Source organism: Kingella bonacorsii (assembly GCF_016623605.1).
GTDB classification, from domain to species: domain Bacteria; phylum Pseudomonadota; class Gammaproteobacteria; order Burkholderiales; family Neisseriaceae; genus Kingella_B; species Kingella_B oralis.
The window spans coordinates 68334-86743 of the sequence record NZ_JAEHNZ010000006.1; the positions used below are offsets into that span (position 1 = coordinate 68334).

14 protein-coding genes and 1 pseudogene are annotated in these 18410 nt (G+C 54.8%); 3 read left to right on the forward strand and 12 right to left on the reverse strand.

Annotated features, from left to right (window positions below):
• Window positions 1-27: 27 nt before the first annotated feature.
• From JDW22_RS13000 to murJ, 7 genes and pseudogenes are all read right to left on the reverse strand, one after another.
• A pseudogene (locus JDW22_RS13000) lies at window positions 28-219 on the reverse strand (YbhB/YbcL family Raf kinase inhibitor-like protein); the annotation flags it as partial.
• A gap of 124 nt (window positions 220-343) precedes the next feature.
• Window positions 344-1165 (reverse strand): CPBP family intramembrane glutamic endopeptidase, encoded by an 822-nt coding sequence (locus tag JDW22_RS13005; protein WP_200523393.1) that lies wholly within the window; start codon window positions 1163-1165, stop codon window positions 344-346.
• Window positions 1166-1425: 260 nt separating this feature from the next.
• The gene (locus JDW22_RS13010) at window positions 1426-3162 is read right to left on the reverse strand and encodes a DUF262 domain-containing protein (protein ID WP_200523394.1); all 1737 of its coding nucleotides are present in this window, start codon (window positions 3160-3162) and stop codon (window positions 1426-1428) included.
• A 135-nt stretch (window positions 3163-3297) separates the two neighbouring features.
• Window positions 3298-6186 carry an alanine--tRNA ligase gene (gene alaS, locus JDW22_RS13015; protein WP_200523395.1) on the reverse strand — a complete coding sequence of 963 codons (2889 nt, stop codon included), beginning with the start codon at window positions 6184-6186 and terminating at the stop codon, window positions 3298-3300.
• A gap of 101 nt (window positions 6187-6287) precedes the next feature.
• Window positions 6288-6731 carry a GNAT family N-acetyltransferase gene (locus JDW22_RS13020; protein ID WP_200523396.1) on the reverse strand — a complete coding sequence of 148 codons (444 nt, stop codon included), beginning with the start codon at window positions 6729-6731 and terminating at the stop codon, window positions 6288-6290.
• Window positions 6732-6847: 116 nt separating this feature from the next.
• Window positions 6848-7849 (reverse strand): SMI1/KNR4 family protein, encoded by a 1002-nt coding sequence (locus JDW22_RS13025; protein ID WP_200523397.1) that lies wholly within the window; start codon window positions 7847-7849, stop codon window positions 6848-6850.
• Window positions 7850-8107: 258 nt separating this feature from the next.
• Entirely contained in the window at window positions 8108-9649 is a 1542-nt protein-coding gene (gene murJ / locus JDW22_RS13030) for a murein biosynthesis integral membrane protein MurJ (RefSeq protein WP_200523398.1), read from the reverse strand.
• A gap of 293 nt (window positions 9650-9942) precedes the next feature.
• Between murJ and pyrH the strand changes: the two genes are divergently transcribed.
• Both pyrH and frr read left to right on the forward strand, forming a co-directional pair.
• Window positions 9943-10656: a UMP kinase gene (pyrH, locus tag JDW22_RS13035; RefSeq protein WP_200523399.1), complete on the forward strand. Its 714-nt coding sequence runs from the start codon at window positions 9943-9945 to the stop codon at window positions 10654-10656.
• 102 nt (window positions 10657-10758) lie between these two features.
• Window positions 10759-11316 (forward strand): ribosome recycling factor, encoded by a 558-nt coding sequence (gene frr / locus JDW22_RS13040; RefSeq protein ID WP_003797919.1) that lies wholly within the window; start codon window positions 10759-10761, stop codon window positions 11314-11316.
• A 75-nt stretch (window positions 11317-11391) separates the two neighbouring features.
• On the opposite strand, the gene ribBA is transcribed toward frr, so the two are convergent.
• From ribBA to JDW22_RS13055, 3 genes are all read right to left on the reverse strand, one after another.
• Complete coding sequence (gene ribBA / locus JDW22_RS13045) at window positions 11392-12525, reverse strand: bifunctional 3,4-dihydroxy-2-butanone-4-phosphate synthase/GTP cyclohydrolase II (RefSeq protein ID WP_200523400.1); 1134 nt, start codon at window positions 12523-12525, stop codon at window positions 11392-11394.
• Window positions 12526-12622: 97 nt separating this feature from the next.
• A complete protein-coding gene (locus JDW22_RS13050) occupies window positions 12623-12913 on the reverse strand; it encodes a hypothetical protein (protein WP_200523401.1) in 291 nt (96 codons plus the stop codon).
• 104 nt (window positions 12914-13017) lie between these two features.
• Complete coding sequence (locus tag JDW22_RS13055) at window positions 13018-14427, reverse strand: leucyl aminopeptidase (RefSeq protein ID WP_200523402.1); 1410 nt, start codon at window positions 14425-14427, stop codon at window positions 13018-13020.
• 659 nt (window positions 14428-15086) lie between these two features.
• Between JDW22_RS13055 and JDW22_RS13060 the strand changes: the two genes are divergently transcribed.
• Window positions 15087-16046 carry a beta-ketoacyl-ACP synthase III gene (locus JDW22_RS13060; protein WP_200523403.1) on the forward strand — a complete coding sequence of 320 codons (960 nt, stop codon included), beginning with the start codon at window positions 15087-15089 and terminating at the stop codon, window positions 16044-16046.
• A 261-nt stretch (window positions 16047-16307) separates the two neighbouring features.
• Here JDW22_RS13060 and rfaD read toward each other — a convergent pair whose 3' ends face one another.
• Together rfaD and rfaE1 are read right to left on the reverse strand one after the other, a co-directional pair.
• Window positions 16308-17309 carry an ADP-glyceromanno-heptose 6-epimerase gene (gene rfaD, locus JDW22_RS13065; RefSeq protein ID WP_200523404.1) on the reverse strand — a complete coding sequence of 334 codons (1002 nt, stop codon included), beginning with the start codon at window positions 17307-17309 and terminating at the stop codon, window positions 16308-16310.
• A gap of 112 nt (window positions 17310-17421) precedes the next feature.
• Window positions 17422-18372, reverse strand: a complete 951-nt coding sequence (gene rfaE1, locus JDW22_RS13070) for a D-glycero-beta-D-manno-heptose-7-phosphate kinase (RefSeq protein WP_200523405.1) — start codon at window positions 18370-18372, stop codon at window positions 17422-17424.
• Window positions 18373-18410 lie beyond the last annotated feature (38 nt).

Consider the following 18410-nt stretch of genomic DNA (forward strand, 5'->3'; position numbering starts at 1 on the left):
TGATTATTGCCGATGCTCGCCCAATTGTACAAAACCGCTGGCGGTAATCGCGTCTTTGTCTTCCAACACCACCGCAAATGATTTCGTCCCCTCAGGCGCACCGCTGATCTCAAACGGCACCGAATAAGTCGGCATCCCGTTCGGACTAAACTGCCCACCCCGCTTGCCGTATTTATCTTCAAACTCACCATTAACAATGGCCGCACTCGTTACTCTCATGGTTTTCTCCTGTCCGGTTACAAACGAAACAATCCTATTCTAACCCAAGGCGTGCCGTCATAGGATGGATTGATAAACCCAATATCTTGGCAGGATTGTAGGTTTTGTTGGAACATGGCTCAGCCTACGCCTGCTTGTTATCAGATGAACACATTGCCTTACGCCAAAAAACCATCACAATTACCGCCGCGATGATGATAATTCCATATGGAATCATCCCATCTCCGTTTTCATATGCTGCCCGTCCGCCCGGGAAGCCTGTGCGCGCAGTATTGGCAACCGTGTGACACGCGATCAATACAAATACCGAGCCGCCGCTGCCGTTATACAGCCATACATAGATAATCCTCACGGCAACCGTCCCTGCCAGCCCCCATGCAATCAGTTCGGCAGACTGCCCCACGGCAATCATGGACGGCAAATGCCACAATGCCCACGGTACCCCGATAATCAGCGCCGTAATGAGCGGAGTAAAACGCCGTTGCAGACTTTCCGTAGCATAGGCTGCATAGCCCAATTCCTCGGCAACTGCTGCGATAAAGAACATGACGAACGCACCGGCAAGCGGCGCAAACGATACGGATAAGGCGGGTATGGTTTGTCCTGTTTGACGTATCGCGACATAAGTCAGCAGATAAAGCAGTGGGAAAATCAGTATTGCCGTCCAAAAATAGGCAGAATGCTTGATCCGCCCGTAATCAAACACACGTCCAAACAGTCCGTGCACCGCCGCCATTCCGCCCTCACGGTAACGCAACAACGCGGCGGCAACCGTCGGAGTGAGCGCCGCACCGATGTCGGTCAGCGGCAGATTATCAGGCAGAGGACTGTGTTTGAGAAACAAAGACAGCAGCCAAAACGGCGCGCTCAAAGCGTACACCAGTAGAAAGTATTGCCACGGATGCGAATAACCGGCTGTCGGTTTTTCTGAAGGGAGACTCTGCATGTTATTCCTGTTCGTTCAGTCAATAAGTGGGCGAGTGCAGGCTACGGATTGCTACATGATGTACAGTATAAAAATATTGCGCGGTTTTTTCTAATTATTATAAAAAGCAGCCTACACTTCGATTTTTGAAAGTGCAGGCTGCTTTCGATAGAGAGAGGTCGTCTGAAAATTATTTCTCAGGCAGCTTTGATATTACAGGTGATATGAGGATTTCGTTGGGTCATGACCCAAGCTGCGTTTGCTGAAACATTCAAATTATCTTATTGCAACGAACGTAAAAACGCTTCAACCAACTCTTCACCACGTTTTTTAATGTGTTCTGCATTCCATTCGGTTTTATCACGCAGGTAATCGTTAATTTTAACGTTCCCACTTTTCAAGCCGATATCTTTGCCATCTTCATCATTTACTTGCGATTTTCTAGCAAATGAGTGGTTATGCAGATTGCTGTTATATGCAGATAAAGTTAGGTTACCCAATGAATGCAGCCATTCTTTGCAATCATCCGGCCATTCCCCCGTTTTAGGTTTTTGCGGATAAATGTGTTCCACTGACCAAACAGGTTTACCTTTCTGATTGTTTGCCCAAAAATCTACTGCATTTTCGGCAGTCCGTTGTTTTTGTTCTAAATACACCAAGACATAGCGTGTTAAATTGGCGTTGTCTTCATATAAATATTTGTTTTCCAGAGATTGTTTTATATATTCTGCATTAGGAAGTGCTTGTTGCAATTTATCAATCAATGCAGTTTCATCATATTTTTCATGCTGGGTCTTCGTGGCAGCAATAAAAATATCATCTGTACGGTTGGTGGCTGGAATATTGGTTAAATGGCGCACCATAAACCATTGCTCTATATAGCTTAATAAACCAGAGAAGTCTTGTTGCGGATATCGGTCAAACAAAAACAACAGTAATGTATAAGCAGGTGCAATGCCAAGTTTTTTCAAATCAATCAACTTGTTTTGATAACGGATAAATGTGCTGTCTGGCGTTACATTTTCTGGGAATGATAAGGCTTTATAAATTTCTGATTTTACGGTCAACTCCCTCAGCACGTTTTCAGGCTGCTGTTTGATGACTGCGGTATAAGTTTGGATTAAGTCGTTTTTGGTAATTTTGTCCTTACCTTTATCTTTATCCCAAATCAAACCGACAGGTTTGAATGCCTGATAGAAATGGCGCAAATAGCGAACTTGCACGTCATAGTCGTTCAGATTATTGATGATTTGTTGCCATTGTTCGTTGGTTTGTTCGGCTGATTGGCTTTTCAGGCTGCTAATCATGCTGTTTTTAATCAAATCCATCGGCGTAAGCGGCACGCCCCGGTTATTGATGCTTTCAAACAGAATAAATGCAGATGCCGCATCTTGCGTATCAATCCGCACCACGCAGGCAGCCGTGATTTTATCCAGCAGTTTAAACAAAGTATCCACCTCATCGCCGGCATAGTTTTCAATACGGTCTTGAAAATGCTTGAATGCTTTGGTAATTCGGCGGTTACCACAATTTTGCGGTTTGCTGCTCTCATTGCCTTGCACGATTTTTTGTACCAAATATGTATAATCTGCCTGATTGTTGTTTTGGATAGATGGGGTGAGGCGTGGTAATTTATCGTCGGAATGGTTGAGAAAATATTTTTTAAATGCAAGGCGCGCTTCCTGATAATCATCGTTCTCTATTACTTTGGGGTGTGTATTTAATGGTTTGATTTTTTCATACAACGCAAGTAGTAATAAATTCAAAGTGGTCAAACGCTGTTGTCCGTCAATAACGGTGGCTTCTATGCTATCTCCTACGTTGCCATCTAAAATACAAATCAGCGAACCGAGAAAATAACCTTTGTCGTTATCGGTCAAATCATCAAACAGGTTATCCCATTGGTTTTTCGTCCATGCATATTCGCGTTGATAGGGCGGAATAACATAATGGTATTTCGCACCGTTGTTTTCACTTAACAAGGCTTTTACGGTAGTTTGAGCGGCAGTTTGAATCATAGTTACATCCTTCATTTCATAAAGTAGAAAATAGCAGTGTATTATGTTTTATCAAAATTAATTTATTTTTAAACATGGCAAGTTATAGTGCAGGCTGCCTGAAAACCAACTCTCAGGCAGCCTGCACTTTTCTAATTACAGTTTATCTCTAACCCAGCCTTCTGCCGAGTCCAGCATCGCGCCGACTTGGGAAGCATCCGTCCCCCCGGCCTGTGCCAAATCCGGTCTGCCGCCGCCTTTGCCGCCGACTTGTTCGGCTGCAAATTTGACCAAATCGCCGGCTTTCACTTTGTTTGTCAGCGGTTTGGATACGCCGGCGCACAGGGAGACTTTGCCGTCGTTCACTGCCGCCAAAAGAATCACGGCGTTGTCGGATTTGCCGGTTAAGTCGGTAACGATTTCGCGCAGGGCGGCTGCGTCGGTTTCGATTTGGGCAGCGACGAGTTTGGCTGCGCCCAAGTCTTTGGCGTTGTCCAAGAGTTTGGCGCCTGCGTGGACGGCGAGTTCGGCTTTGGCTTTTGCCAACTCTTTTTCCAAGGCTTTGGCGTTGGCGGCGTTGGCTTGGATTTTGGCGAGTACGTCTTTTTCGGTTTGGGCTTTGACTTCGGCGATGATGTTTTTCATCAGGCTTTCTTGGTTTTGCGCCCATGCCAGAGCGGCAAGGCCGGTGATGGCTTCTACGCGGCGGATGCCTGCGGCGATGCCGCCTTCGCTGATGATTTTGAAGAAGCCGATGTCGCCGGTGCGGGCGACGTGGGTGCCGCCGCACAGTTCGGTGGAGTAGTCGCCCATAGTAATCACGCGGACGAAGTCGCCGTATTTTTCGCCGAACAGCATCATGGCGCCGGTTTTTTGCGCGTCTTCGATGGACATGGTTTCGACGCGCACGGGTACGTTTTCCATAATTGCGTGGTTCACGCGGCGTTCCACTTCGGCGATTTCTTCGGCAGTAATCGCTTGCGGGTGGGAGATGTCAAAGCGGGTGAGTTCGGCGTTTTGCAGCGAGCCTTTTTGCTCGACGTGCGTGCCGAGTACGTCGCGCAGGGCTTTGTGCATGAGATGGGTTACGCTGTGGTTGCGCATGATGGCTTCGCGCACGGCGTTATCGACTTCGGCGCAAATGCTGTCGCCCACTTTCAGGCTGCCTGAAACGAGCGTGCCGAAATGTCCGTGTACGGCGGCTTTGATTTTTTGCGTGTCTTCCACTTCAAAGCGGTTTTCGCCGCTGAAAATATAGCCCACGTCGCCGACCTGTCCGCCCGATTCGGCGTAGAACGGAGTATGGTCAAGCACGACAATGCCTGTTTCGCCTGCGTTCAGTTGGTTTACGGCTTCGCCGTCGCGGTAGAGTGCCAGCACGGTGGCATCAAGGCTGCGTTTGTCGTAGCCGTGGAACTGGGTGTCTGCGCCGTCATACGCCACTTGTGCGTTGGCTTTGAAGTTTTGCGCGGCGCGGGCGCGGGCGCGTTGGGCTTCCATTTCGCGCTCGAAGCCTTCTTCGTCCAACTCGATGCCCAGTTCGCGCGCCATGTCGGCGGTTAAGTCATAGGGGAAGCCGTAGGTGTCGTAGAGTTTGAAGATGTGTTCGCCCGACATAATCAGCTTGCTGTTGGCGATATTGTTTTTCAGGTAGCCTTGCAGGGCTTCGCCGTAAGCGCGGTGGGCTTCGGGTTTTTCTTTGGTAACCACGTCTTCCATATTAAAGGCGAAACTTTCGTTCAGGCTGCCTGAAACCTGCGGGCGCACTACGATTTGTTTGCCATTGCCCGCATTGCGCGAAACCACGGTAAACGCTACGCCGTCTGCGGTGGTCAATCGCAACGGCTCGCCCACGCCGTCCATCGGCAACAGGCTTTCCAATTTGGCGAACTGCATCGCGTCCCACACTTGGTTAAACAAGCCCATGCCTTTTTCCAGCGTTTCGCCGAAGCGCATTTCTTCGCCACGCAACACTTCCATAATATGCGTTTGTTTTTCTTTCAACTCGGGATACGCGCCGCCCATTTCTTTCACCAAATCGGGCACGAGTTTGTAGAAAAAGGCGTTTTTCTGACCGAGTTTGTAACCGTGGCGCACGGCGCGGCGGATAATGCGGCGCAACACATAGCCGCGCCCTTCGTTGCTGGGCATCACGCCGTCGGCAATCAGGAAGGAACACGAGCGGATATGGTCGGCAATCACTTTCAGGCTGGGCTCTTCCATGCTGAACGCCGTGCCAGTTTCGCGGGCAACGGCTTTGAGCAGGTCTTGGAACAGGTCGATTTCATAGTTGCTGTGCACGCCCTGCATCACCGCGGCCATGCGCTCCAAGCCCATGCCGGTATCGACAGAGGGCTTGGGCAGCGGGTTCATATTGCCCTGCTCGTCGCGGTTGAACTGCATAAACACGCAGTTCCAAATCTCAATCCAGCGGTCGCCGTCTTCTTCGGGGCTGCCGGGAATGCCGCCCCAGATTTCTTCGCCGTGGTCGTAGAAAATCTCGGTGCAGGGGCCGCAGGGGCCGGTGTCGCCCATCTGCCAGAAGTTGTCGGAAGCGTAGCGGCTGCCTTTGTTGTCGCCGATGCGGACGATGCGCTCGGCAGGCACGCCGATAACATCGTGCCAGATGTTGTAGGCTTCGTCGTCTTCGGCATACACGGTTACCAGCAGTTTTTCTTTGGGAATGTTGAGCCATTCGGGCGAAGTGAGAAATTCCCACGCGAACGGAATCACTTCTTTTTTGAAGTAGTCGCCAAACGAGAAATTGCCCATCATTTCAAAGAAGGTGTGGTGGCGGGCGGTGTAGCCGACGTTTTCCAAGTCGTTGTGCTTGCCGCCTGCGCGCACGCATTTTTGCGCGGTGGTGGCGCGGGTGTAGGGGCGTTTGTCAAAGCCCAAGAATACGTCTTTAAACTGGTTCATACCGGCGTTGGTAAACAGCAGCGTGGGGTCGTCGTGAGGGACGAGCGAAGAAGAGGCAACGATTTGATGCCCCTTGGATTGGAAAAATTGCAGGAATTTGGCGCGGAGTTCGTTGGTTTTCATGGTCGTGGTTTCTCTAAAATTAATAAGATAACTTTCAGGCTGCCTTTGAAGGGTTAGGCAGCCTGAAAGTGTGTGATTTTACTGCAAACCGGGTTGAGCCGCTATGATTGCGCGGCGGGCAATAGCATATCAATATGCGGAATATTGTCTTCCAGATAAGGGGCGGATTGGCTGGCAAATCCAAACGAGGCGTAAAAGCGTTCCAAATAGGCTTGCGCTTGGGCATAAACGCTGCATTGCGGGAAATGCGCGCGGGCGTAGTCCACGGCAAAGGCGACGATTTTGCGCCCCAGTTTTTCGGCGCGATGCCCGGGCAACACCAGCACGCGCCCCCAATGCACGCTGTCGCCGTGCGGAATCAGGCGGCAGTAGGCGATGACTTTGCCGTTTTGCTCGGCGAAGATGTGCAGCGCGGCGGGGTCTTGCGCGTCCACTTCTTGATACGGGCAGGCTTGCTCCACCACAAAAACCGCCACGCGCGCGGTGTAGATGGCGTGGAGTTCGGCGGGGGAGAGCTCGGCGAAGGCTTTGACGGTGAAGTTCATTTGGTTTCCTTTCTTGTTGGGTTTTCAGGCTGCCTTTGGGGTGGTTGAGGCAGCCTGAAAACGGGTTTGCACGCTTTGGCAAAGCTAAAACAGGGATGATGGCGTTTCAGGCTGCCTCAATACATCCATTTTTCCACTACCGCGTCGCCGAGCCGTTGGCGCAGCATTTTTTCGGCGGTTTCATGGTTTTCGTCGTCGGAGTCGTGCGCTTCGGCAAGGCTTAAAACCATCACCGCGTCGAGGTAGTCGCGCACGTTGTCGAAGATTGGCGTGAGGCATTCGCCCGTGTCGTGGTCGCAGTACCAGACTTGCCCTGTTTGGCGGTGGAGGCACCAGAGGTTGCCGTTGCCCAGATAGTCGCCGAATGCGATGAGTTGCCCGGCGAGGGCGCGGGTGGCGGCGGCTTGCTCGGCGCTCAGGTCTTCAAGGATGTCTTCCAGCCCGGGAAAAGCGTCAAGCAGCGGCTCGATGCGCTCGGGCGGGTTGATGATTTCGGCGAGGTATTCCACGCCGATGTGTTGGTGGTAGGCGCGCAGCATCGGCGGCAGGGGGCAGCCGATGCGCTGTTCGCAGTCGTCCAGCGCGGCGCGGCTGGCGGGGGTGAAGTCGCCGCCGTTGAGGTAGGCGCGGACGCATTGCATCCACCATTGGATGCGCGCTTCGTCGTCGGCAAGCTCTGCCCATGCCAGCGGCGGGATGTCTGCGTTGGATATGGGTTCGGCGGGCGGGGCAATCAGATAGGTGGCGAGGATGTTGAGCCAGTCGGCTTGGGACGGGGCGGCGGGCAGGTTTTGCCTGATACGTTGCAGCGCGCCGACGGTGAGCCATTGGCGGTAGCCGAGACGGAGGGGCGCATCGGCAGCCTGAACGATAAAACGGGCGGTGGGTGCGAACAGGGCGGCGAGGTTGCCGACGGTTTGCGGACGGAGGGCTGCGGCGGCGGTTTCGGGGATAAGGATGACGCTGTCGGCGGGATGTTCGTGCAGGATGGCGGCGAGGACGGTGAGTTGGCGGTAGGTTTTCATGGCGGTTTTTCGGAGATTAGGGCGGCAGCCTGAAAACGGGATGGCGGGTTTCAGGCTGCCTAGATGAAACTTTTTCCCAAGCAGGTTGGGCATAGATGCCCGACGTTTCTTAGTTGTGGCGTATTATTAAGATAAATAGGTCGGTATTTGTCGGGCTGCTGATAAACAACAGGTTGTTTTTACAATTATTTCTGAATATCAAACCAGATTCTCACCCGTATGTGAATGACGGCATTTCTTATTTCTAGCTTCGCCACTCCGCTTCGCTACGCAGACCGCTCCAAGGCGTTTTGCACAGGCTCAGATTGCGTTTCGGGCTGCCTCTATGCGTTCACAAAAGCCTCAGCCCGCCTATCCCGCTTCCCTGCGCCGAAACTCCCGCGGGCGCACCCCCAGCACCCCCAGCGTGCCAAAATACAAAACCACCGCCAGCAGCAACAGCCCCGCCAACACCAGCGCGCGCCTCCCGCCGCCTAACGCCGCCCAATCCACGGGAAACGCCGCCTGCACGCCCCACAAGCCCCCCGCCATCACCGCCAGCGCAATCGCCAACCGCCGCAAAAACCGCTTCCACGCAAACTGCGGCGCATACACCTCATGCAAGCGCAGCATGGTAAACAGCAGCCCCGCGTTCACCATCTGCCCCAAAGCCACCGCCAACGCCAGCCCAACGTGTTGCCAATGCCACACCAAAATCAAATTAAACAGCTGCGTGCACAGCAGCGAAATCACCGCCACTTTCGCCGGCGTTTTCACATTTTTGCGCGCATAAAACGCAGGCGCAAAAATCTTCACCATCATCATCGCAGGCAAGCCCAGAGCCGCCGCTGCCAGCGCGTTTTGAATCATCCAAGCATCGTGCAGCGACACTTCCCGATACATAAACAACGTCGCCACCAGCGGAAACCCCGCCACCATCAGCCCCACCGCCGCAGGCAAAATCAACAGCAAACACAAGCGCAGCCCCCAATCCACCAGAGCCGAAAACTCCGCCGCATTGTTCGCTGCCGCGTGTTTAGACAAGCTCGGCAGCAAAATCGTCCCCAACGCCGCGCCCACCACGCCCGAAGGCAGCTCAATCAGGCGGTCGGAATAATACAGCCACGATACGCTGCCTACCGCCAGATAAGACGCAAACGTGGTGTTGATTACCAGCGAAATCTGCGCCACCGACGAGCCGATAATCGACGGCAACATCTGCCGCATCACACGGCTCACCGCCGCATCGCCAAAGTGCAGCTTAGGCAGCCTGAAAAAGCCCAATCTGTATAACCACGGCAGCTGAAACCCCAGCTGCAATAGCCCGCCCACCAACACCGCCCAGCCCATCGCCATAATCGGCGGCTCAAAATAGGGCGTAAAAAACAGCGCAAACACAATAAACGACACATTCAGCAACACCGGCGTAAACGCGGGAATGGAAAATTTATTGTAAGTATTCAAAATGCTGCCCACAAACGACGACAGCGAAATCAATAAAATATACGGAAAAATAATCGGCAACAGCTTCACCGCAATTTCAAAGCGCGTGCCATCTTGCGCAAAGCCGCTTGCCGTCGCCCAAATCACAAGCGGCGCGGCAAACACGCCCACCGCCGTGATAATCAACAGCGCAAAGGTGAGCATCCCCGCCACGTGTTGCACAAACAATCGCGTTTCTTCATCCGATTTGTTCTGCTTATAATCCGCCAGCATCGGCACAAACGCCTGCGAAAACGCGCCCTCGGCAAAAATGCGGCGCAACAAATTGGGCAGCCGAAACGCCACCACAAACGCATCCATCGCCGCCCCTGCGCCAAAATAGCGCGCCACAATCGCATCGCGCAAAAAACCCATAATGCGCGAGAGCATAGTCATGCTGCTTAACCGCGCCAAAACTGCTAATAAATTCATGTTTGCTTTCTTGGTTCAATCAGAAGGCAGCCTGAAACGGCATTTTCCGTTTTCAGGCTGCCTTACGCTGTATCGTTTTTAGGCTGCCCCGCCATGCCCCAGCCCGCCCCATCGCGTTCACAAAAATCCGCGCAGTTTACCGCAAAACCCCATTTCAGGCAGCCTGAAAACGCGTATAATCCGCGCCGTTTGGCTGCGTGAAACGCAAAAATCCGCGTCGCCCTGATGGCAGATACGGATGCCGACCCCATCCATTCCCAAACTCTCCAACGCTCCAAGATAAGGCAATCAACATGACCACCCAATACAAACGCATTCTGCTCAAACTATCGGGCGAATCGCTGATGGGCAACGACCCGTTCGGCATCAACCGCGACACCATTATGACCATCGTGCGCCAAGTCAAAGAAATCGCCGATTTAGGCGTGCAAGTGGGCATTGTGGTGGGCGGCGGCAACATATTCCGCGGCGTATCCGCCCAAGCAGGCAGCATGGATAGAGCCACCGCCGACTACATGGGCATGATGGCAACCGTGATGAACGCGCTGGCGTTAAAAGATGCGTTTGAAAGCGTTGGCGCAAAAGCCCGCGTGCAATCCGCCCTTTCCATGCAGCAAATCGCCGAAACCTACGCCCGCCCCAAAGCCATCCAATATTTAGAAGAACACAAAATCGTTATCTTCGCCGCAGGCACAGGCAACCCCTTCTTTACTACCGACACCGCCGCCGCCCTGCGCGGTGCCGAAATGGGCTGCGAAGTGATGCTCAAAGCCACCAATGTGGACGGCGTGTACACCGCCGACCCCAAAAAAGACCCCGCCGCCACGCGCTATAAAAACGTAACCTTTAACGAAGCGATTGAGAAAAAACTGAAAGTGATGGACACCACCGCGTTCACGCTGTGCCAAGAGCGCAATCTCAACATCGTGGTGTTCAGCATCCACAAAGCAGGCGCGCTCAAACGCGTGATTCTGGGCGAAGACGAAGGCACGCTGGTGCATAATTGACGGTTATTTTCAGGCTGCCCCATCCCCATCAAGGCAGCCTGAAACGAACAAACCAACTCTGCTATAATCCGCCCTTTATTCAACTCCCTACGAGAATACAACATGATTAACGACATCCAAAAATCCGCCGAAAGCAAAATGCAACGCTCGCTTGAAGTGTTGAAAGAAAACCTCGCCAAAGTTCGCACAGGTCGCGCCCACACAGGCTTGCTAGACCAAGTGGAAGTGGACTACTACGGCAGCGCCGTGCCCGTGAGCCAAGTGGCGAACGTAACCCTGCTGGATGCGCGCACCATCGGCGTGAAAGTATACGAAAGCAACATGGCCGCCGCCGTGGAAAAAGCCATCCGCGATTCCAATCTGGGCTTAAATCCTGCCGCCATGGGCGATGTCATCCGCGTGCCGATGCCGATGCTCACCGAAGAGCGCCGCAAAGACTTGATTAAAGTGGTGCGCAGCGAGGCGGAAGACGGCCGCGTGTCCATCCGCAATGTGCGCCGAGATGCCAACGACCACATCAAAAAATTGCTGAAAGACAAGGAAATTTCGGAAGATGAAGCGCGCCGTGGCGAGGAGGCAATCCAAAAATTAACCGACAAAGCGATTGCAGAAGTGGACAAAATCCTCGCCGCCAAAGAAGAAGATTTGATGGCGATTTAATCTTGTAAACAATAAAAGGCAGCCTGAAAACGAGTTTTCCCGTTTTCAGGCTGCCTTTTATTGTGCAACAACCCGCTACGCACTCGGCTGTTCTTCAAACGCCACCACTTCCAGCCCAAACCCTGTGAGCCCGTTCATCACCGATGGCTTGCCCAGCACGCGCATTTTTTTCACGTTCAAGCTGGCGAGCATTTGCGCGCCGATACCGTAGGTTTTTCTGTCCCATTTTTGCACGAGCTGGCTGTTTTTCGGCAGCGTGCGTTCCAGCAGGGCGGCGCCGTCTTCGGTGCGGTGCAGCAGGATAATCACGCCGCTTGGGGCAGCCTGAACGCGGGCAATGGCTTGCGGCAGCGACCACGAATGATTGGGGTCGGGCTGGATAAAATCCAGTGCGGAAAACGGCTCGTGCACGCGCACCACGGTCTCATCGGCGTTTTCAGGCTGCCCTTTCACCAGCGCAAGGTGGGTGTCGCCGTTGAGCTTATCCACATAAACGTGTTGGCGAAAATCGCCCCAAGGCGTGTGCACCAGCGTGTCGCCCATTTCTTCCAGCAGGCTTTCGGTGCGGCTGCGGTATTCAATCAAGTCGGCAATCGTGCCGATTTTTAGCCCGTGTTGCTCGGCAAATTGCAGCAGCTCGGGCATCCGCGCCATGGTGCCGTCGTCGTTCAAAATTTCGCAAATCACGCCTGCGCCAATCAGCCCCGCCATGTGCGCCAAATCCACGGCGGCTTCGGTGTGCCCCGCGCGAATCAGTACGCCGCCCTTTTGCGCGCGCAAGGGGAAAATATGCCCTGGTTGCACAATGTCTTGCGGCTGCACATTGGGCGACACGGCGGTTTGGATGGTGAGGGCGCGGTCAGCGGCGGAAATGCCGGTGGTGGTGCCTTGCGCGGCTTCGATGGAAACGGTGAAATTGGTGCCGTATTGCGTGCCGTTTTGCTGGGTCATCATCGGCAAGCCGAGCTTGTCCACAAGGGCGTTTTCCATCGGCAGGCACACCAAGCCGCGCGCGTGTTTAATCATAAAATTGATGGCTTCGGGGGTAACGAATTGGGCGGCGATTACCAAGTCGCCTTCGTTTTCGCGGTCTTCGGCATCGGTGATGATGACCATTTTGCCTGCTTTGATGTCGGCAAGAATTTCGGGGATGGGGGAGATTTGTGCAGTCATAGCTTTTCCTTTGTGGTGGTGGGAGGCGGGGGGCATTGTACGCTTTTTGCGGCGGCTTGGCTTTACGTTCATTTACAAAATAGATTGCAAATAGGCAGCCTGAAAAATGGGATTTCAGGCTGCCTTTAAGGATTTAAGGATGGTTTTTGTACCACATGCCCAGCGCGTAGCACACGATGCCCGCGCCGCCGAGCAGGGCAAACAGGATGCCTTTTTTGCGGGCGTTGGGGCAATGCCAATACACGCTCAGGCTGAATGTGAAAAACAGGCTGACGGCAATCCGCAGCATTTGGTGCGGTTGCTGCTGATAGCGGTTGAGCGTGTAGGTTTCGCTGAGCATGACGTAGAGCTGCCACAGCGCAGCGAGGGCGAGCAGCGGGATGGCGATGAGGATAAACAGGGCGGCAAGGTCTAGGTGGGTCATGGTGGGGATGATGGGAACAAGATTGAGGCAGCCTGAAAACGAGCGAAGCGGGTAAAACGGTTTTCAGGCTGCCTTTTAAGGTTGGAACGATGGCGATAACAGGCTTACTTCGCCTGATTGCTCAAATACTGCAACAGCAACGCTACGGGCCGCCCGGTCGCGCCTTTTTGCGCGCCCGATTTCCAAGCCGTGCCGGCGATGTCCAAATGCGCCCATTTGTAGTTCTCGGCAAAGTGCGCCAAGAAGGTGGCGGCGGTAATCGTGCCTGCGGGGCGACCGCCGATGTTTTGCAAATCGGCAAAATTGGATTTGAGCTGTTCTTTGTATTCGGGGAACAGCGGCAGCTGCCATGCTTTGTCGTTGCTTTCGCGGGCGGCGGCCAGCAGCGCATCTACCAAATCTTGGTCATTGCCCATCACGCCGCTGGCAACGTGTCCCAGCGCGATGATGCACGCGCCGGTGAGCGTGGCGGCATCAATCACGGCTTGCGGTTGGAAATTCTGCTCCACATAAGTGAGCGCGTCGCACAGCACCAGCCGCCCTTCGGCATCGGTGTTCAGGTTTTCAATGGTGGTGCCGTTCATGGCTTTGACCACGTCGCCCGGTTTGGACGCGCCGCCATCGGGCATATTTTCGCAAGTGGCAACCACGGTTACCAAGTTAATCGGCAGCTTGGCTTTGGCGGCGGCGACAAACGTGCCAATCATCGCCGCCGCGCCGCACATATCGTATTTCATCTCGTCCATGCCTTCGCCAGGTTTCAACGAGATGCCGCCGCTGTCAAAGGTCAAGCCCTTGCCCACCAGCACAATGGGCGCTGCAGATTTGTCTGCCGCGCCCAAGTAGCGCAGTTCCAGCAATTTCGGCTCTTCCTTGCTGCCTTTGGCCACGCCCCAGAACGAGGGCATATTTTCGCGGATGTAGTCGCCGCCCAAAATTTTGGCTTCCGCGCCCAAGGCTTGCACTTCGCGCGCGGCGGTTTCGGCAAGATAGGTGGGCGTGCAGATGTTGGAGCCTGTGTTGCCCAAGTCTTTGCACAGGTTCACGCCGTATAACAAGGCTTCGGCGCGGGTTAAGGCAGCCTGAATTTCATCACCATGCTGCGCGTGCACAAACTGCACCTGCGCCAATTTGGCAGGGCTGGCTTCTTTTTTGAAGCGGTCAAAGCGGTACACGGCTTCGCCCACCGCCGCCACCAACGCGGCAACCACGCGCGGCGCGTTTTCGGCGCAGAACGGGCTTAAATCCACCGCCACCGCCGCTTGTTTTTGCGCCCACGCGGCGGCTTCTTTGGCGGCTTTTTGTAAGGTTTCGGTGGCCAAATCGGCAAAACGCAGCACGGCAATGTTTTTCAGACTGCCTGAAACGGGCAGTTTGGTTTCGGCAAAGCTGTCTTTTTCTTCCAAGCTGTGGCACAAAAGCTGGGCGGTTTCATCGTTTAGCTGGCCCGCTTCGGTGCAGACAAACAATTGCGCGGCTTCGGGCTGCGCGGCGGCGGCAAGGGTAAATTGCATGGGGTTTCCTTTGTGGACGAGTTGCAGAAAGGGCAAATTATACGCGCGAGGCGGGCGGCGTAGCAAAGCGGGGTGGCGAAGCGAAAACGAGCGGTGGCGGGCAAATCTTGTTGCCCTTCTTTTCAGGCTGCCTCAACCCTTCGCAACTGTTTAATACTGCCACCCATTCCCCTACGTTCAGCCGAACGGAGCATCCTTTTTTCGGAAACAAGCGTGCGCTTGTCCGACGACGCGCAAAGTTTATCCGTAGGTCGGGCATTTATGCCCGACAAACACGGGCATATTTATCTTAAATACGACACAACGCACAACTAAAAACGTCGGGCATAAATGCCCGACCTACTGGGGTTTTGCAACAGTTTCAGGCTGCCTAAACGCGAGCGCAAAGGCTTGGGCAGCCTGAAACATTAACCCGCGCCTCCTACGGCTTGCTGGCAAGCCGTGCACATGGCAAATATTCAGACTGCCCCCACTATGCAAACATAGGAAAACTATAGTTGGTTAAAATGGAAATGAGACAAGGCGTCAGCGCCCGCCGTGTACGAACAGTACATCAGGGCGTTGGCAACGCCGTATCATTGCAATTTTAATCAACTATAAATTGAGCAAACCCACAAGATTGCATACAATGCCGCCATTTTTCCCTACGAGAACCGCCCATGAAACACGCCAAAATCCTCGGCACCGGCAGCTACCTGCCTGCCCAACGCGTAACCAACGAAGAACTCGCCCGGCGCGTTGACACATCCGATGAATGGATAACCACGCGCACGGGCATCAAAGCCCGCCACATCGCCGCCGAACACGAAAAAACCAGCGACTTGGCACACGCCGCCGCCATCCGCGCATTAGACGATGCGGGTATCGCCGCCGGCGAGATTGACTTAATCATCGTTGCCACCGCCACGCCCGATATGCAGTTCCCCGCCGCTGCGACCATCGTGCAGCAAAAGCTCGGCGTTTCAGGCTGCCCCGCGTTTGACGTGCAAGCCGTGTGCGCGGGCTTCGTTTACGCGATGGCAACCGCCAACGCCTACATCAAAAGCGGCATGGCAAAGAAAGCTCTGGTGATTGGCGCGGACACGTTCAGCCGCATCATGGATTGGAGCGACCGCCGCACCTGCGTGCTCTTCGGCGACGGCGCAGGCGCGGTGGTGCTGGGCGCAAGCGACGAAGCGGGCATCATCCACAGCAAATTGCACGCCGACGGCAACTATTTATCGCTGCTCAACACGCCCGCGCAAATCGCCGATGGCGCAATATGCGGCACGCCGTTTTTGCAAATGGACGGGCAAGGCGTGTTCAAATTCGCGGTGAAACAGCTGGCCGCTGTTGCCGACGAAGTGTTGCAGGAAGCGGGCTACACCGCCGAACAAATCGATTGGCTGGTGCCGCACCAAGCCAACAAGCGCATTATCGATGCCACCGCCAAGCATCTGGGCTTGCCCGAAGAAAAAATCATCCTCACCGTGCAGGAACACGCCAACACCTCCGCCGCCTCCATCCCGCTCGCGCTGGACGCAGGCATTAAAGACGGGCGCATCCGGCGCGGGCAACATCTGATGATGGAAGGCATCGGCGGCGGCTTCGCTTGGGGTGCGATGCTGGTTCGGTATTAAGACTTGCTTGCAAGCCAACCCGCCGTGCTTTTCAGGCTGCCTCAAACCATTCGGATTCAGGCAGCCTGAAAAGCGTTTGCGTTGTAGCCAAGCGCGGCGGCAGCGGGCGGATTGCCCGTTGATACGATGCCGAAAGGGTAAACAACGCGGCGGGTTCTGCAAATACGCACAAAGGCAGCCTGAAACGGGTTAATCCGTTTTCAGCCTGCCTTTTGTTATCGTTGGTTAAAACAGAACTGCCTTCTCAATCAACACTATTACCTACTCTGCCTGTTCCAGCAGCCAAGCCACATAGCGTTCCACGCCTTGCTCTACGGTGTAAAAATCATCGGCGTAGCCGGCGGCGCGCAGTTTCTCGGTGTCGGCTTGGGTGAACGATTGGTATTTGCCCACGAGGTCTTCGGGGAAGGGGATGTAGCGGATAAGCTGCTGCTCCACCAATTCTGCCAACGACAGCTTGGGCTTGCCCTCGGCGGCGCGGCAGGCGTTCACGGTGGCGGCGGCGAGGTCGTTAAACGGCTGGCTGCGCCCCGTGCCAAGGTTGAAAATGCCTGATTTTTCAAAATTGTCAAAGAAATACAGGTTCACTTTGGCGACGTCTTCCACGCTGACGAAATCGCGGCTGTGTTCGCCGTTGCCGTAGTTTTCGTATGCGCCAAACAGGTTCACATAGCCTTGGCTGCGGTATTGGTTGAAATGGTGGTAGGCGACGGATGCCATGCGTCCTTTGTGCTGCTCGCGCATGCCGTACACGTTGAAATAGCGGAAGCCGACAACTTGGGCGGTCAAACCTTGCGCGATGCGCCGGCGAACCACTTGGTCAAACAAAAATTTGGAATAGCCGTAAACGTTGAGCGGCTTTTCCAGCGCGCGCTCTTCGCGGAACGCTGTGCCTTTGCCGTAAACCGCCGCGCTGCTGGCGTATAAAAAGGGGATGCGCTCGTCTTGGCACCAATCCAGCAGGTCTAGGCTGTATTGGTAGTTGTTTTCCATCATGTATTGCCCGTTGTGTTCCATGGTGTTGCTGCACGCCCCTTGGTGGAACACGGCGCGGATGTCGTGCGGAACGAGGTGTTCGCGCACTTGGCGGATGAATTCGTGTTTGTCCAGATAATGCGCGATGTCGCAATCGGCAAGGTTACGGAATTTGTGCCCGTTGGTCAGGTTGTCCACGGCGATGATGTCGGTTTCGCCGCGCCGGTTGAGCGCTTTGACGATGTTGCTGCCGATAAAGCCGGCTGCGCCTGTTACGATGATGGTCATGTTGGGATTCCTTTATTTGTGGCTGAACTGTGTGAGTAAAACGTTGTTTTTAAGCGTTTCGTGGTTTTCAGGCTGCCTATGCGTGCTGAAAAGGCAGCTTGAAAACGGGGTTTTATACTGCCAACGCCTGTTCCAGCTCGGCAAACGAACACACCGCCGTGCCCAGCTTGGCTACGACCACGCCCGCCGCGGCGTTTGCCGTGTGCATGGCTTCGGGCAGCGTGTAGCCTGCGGCAAGGCTCAGCCCCATCGCGGCGATGACGGTGTCGCCTGCGCCCGATACGTCGTACACCTCTTGGGCGCGGGTGGGCTGGTGGGTTTGCCCGTCGGCGCGGTAGAGCGTCATGCCTTCTTCGCTGCGCGTTACCAGCAGCGCGTCCAAGCCCAGTGTTTCGCGCAAGCCTTGCGCTTTGGCGGTTAGGCCCGCTTCGTTTTCCCAGCCGCCTGCGGCATCGCGCAACTCGGCGCGGTTGGGGGTGAGCAGCGTGGCGCCTGCATATTTGCTGAAATCCGCACCTTTGGGGTCGATTAACACGGGCTTGCCCGCGGCGCGGGCGGCGGCAATCATGGCGGCGACTTCGTTTAGCACGCCTTTGCCGTAGTCCGACAAAATCACGGCATCGTATTGGGACACGAGTTCGGCGTATTGTTGCCGCACGGTTTTCAGGCTGCCCAAATCGGGCGCGGCTTCAAAATCCAAGCGGATAAGCTGTTGGTTGCGCGCCAACACGCGCAGTTTGAGCGTGGTGGGCGCGGCGGAGCTGCGAATCAGATGACCGGCGATGTTGTCTTGCGCCAGCAGCTCGGACAGCGTGTCGGCGGATTCGTCTTCGCCCACCACCGCCAGCAGCGCGGCTTGCCCGCCCAATGCGGCGATGTTGCGCGCCACGTTCGCTGCCCCACCTGCGCGGTGTTCGGTTTGCCCGATTTTGGCAACCGGCACGGGGGCTTCGGGTGAGATGCGCGACACGTCGCCAAACCAGTATTGGTCCAGCATCACATCGCCTGCCACCAGTACTTTGGCAGCCTGAAAACGGGATAGGGCGGGCATAAAGTTGGGCATTTTGCGCTCCGTGTGGAAATGAAGCGGGGATTGTACCG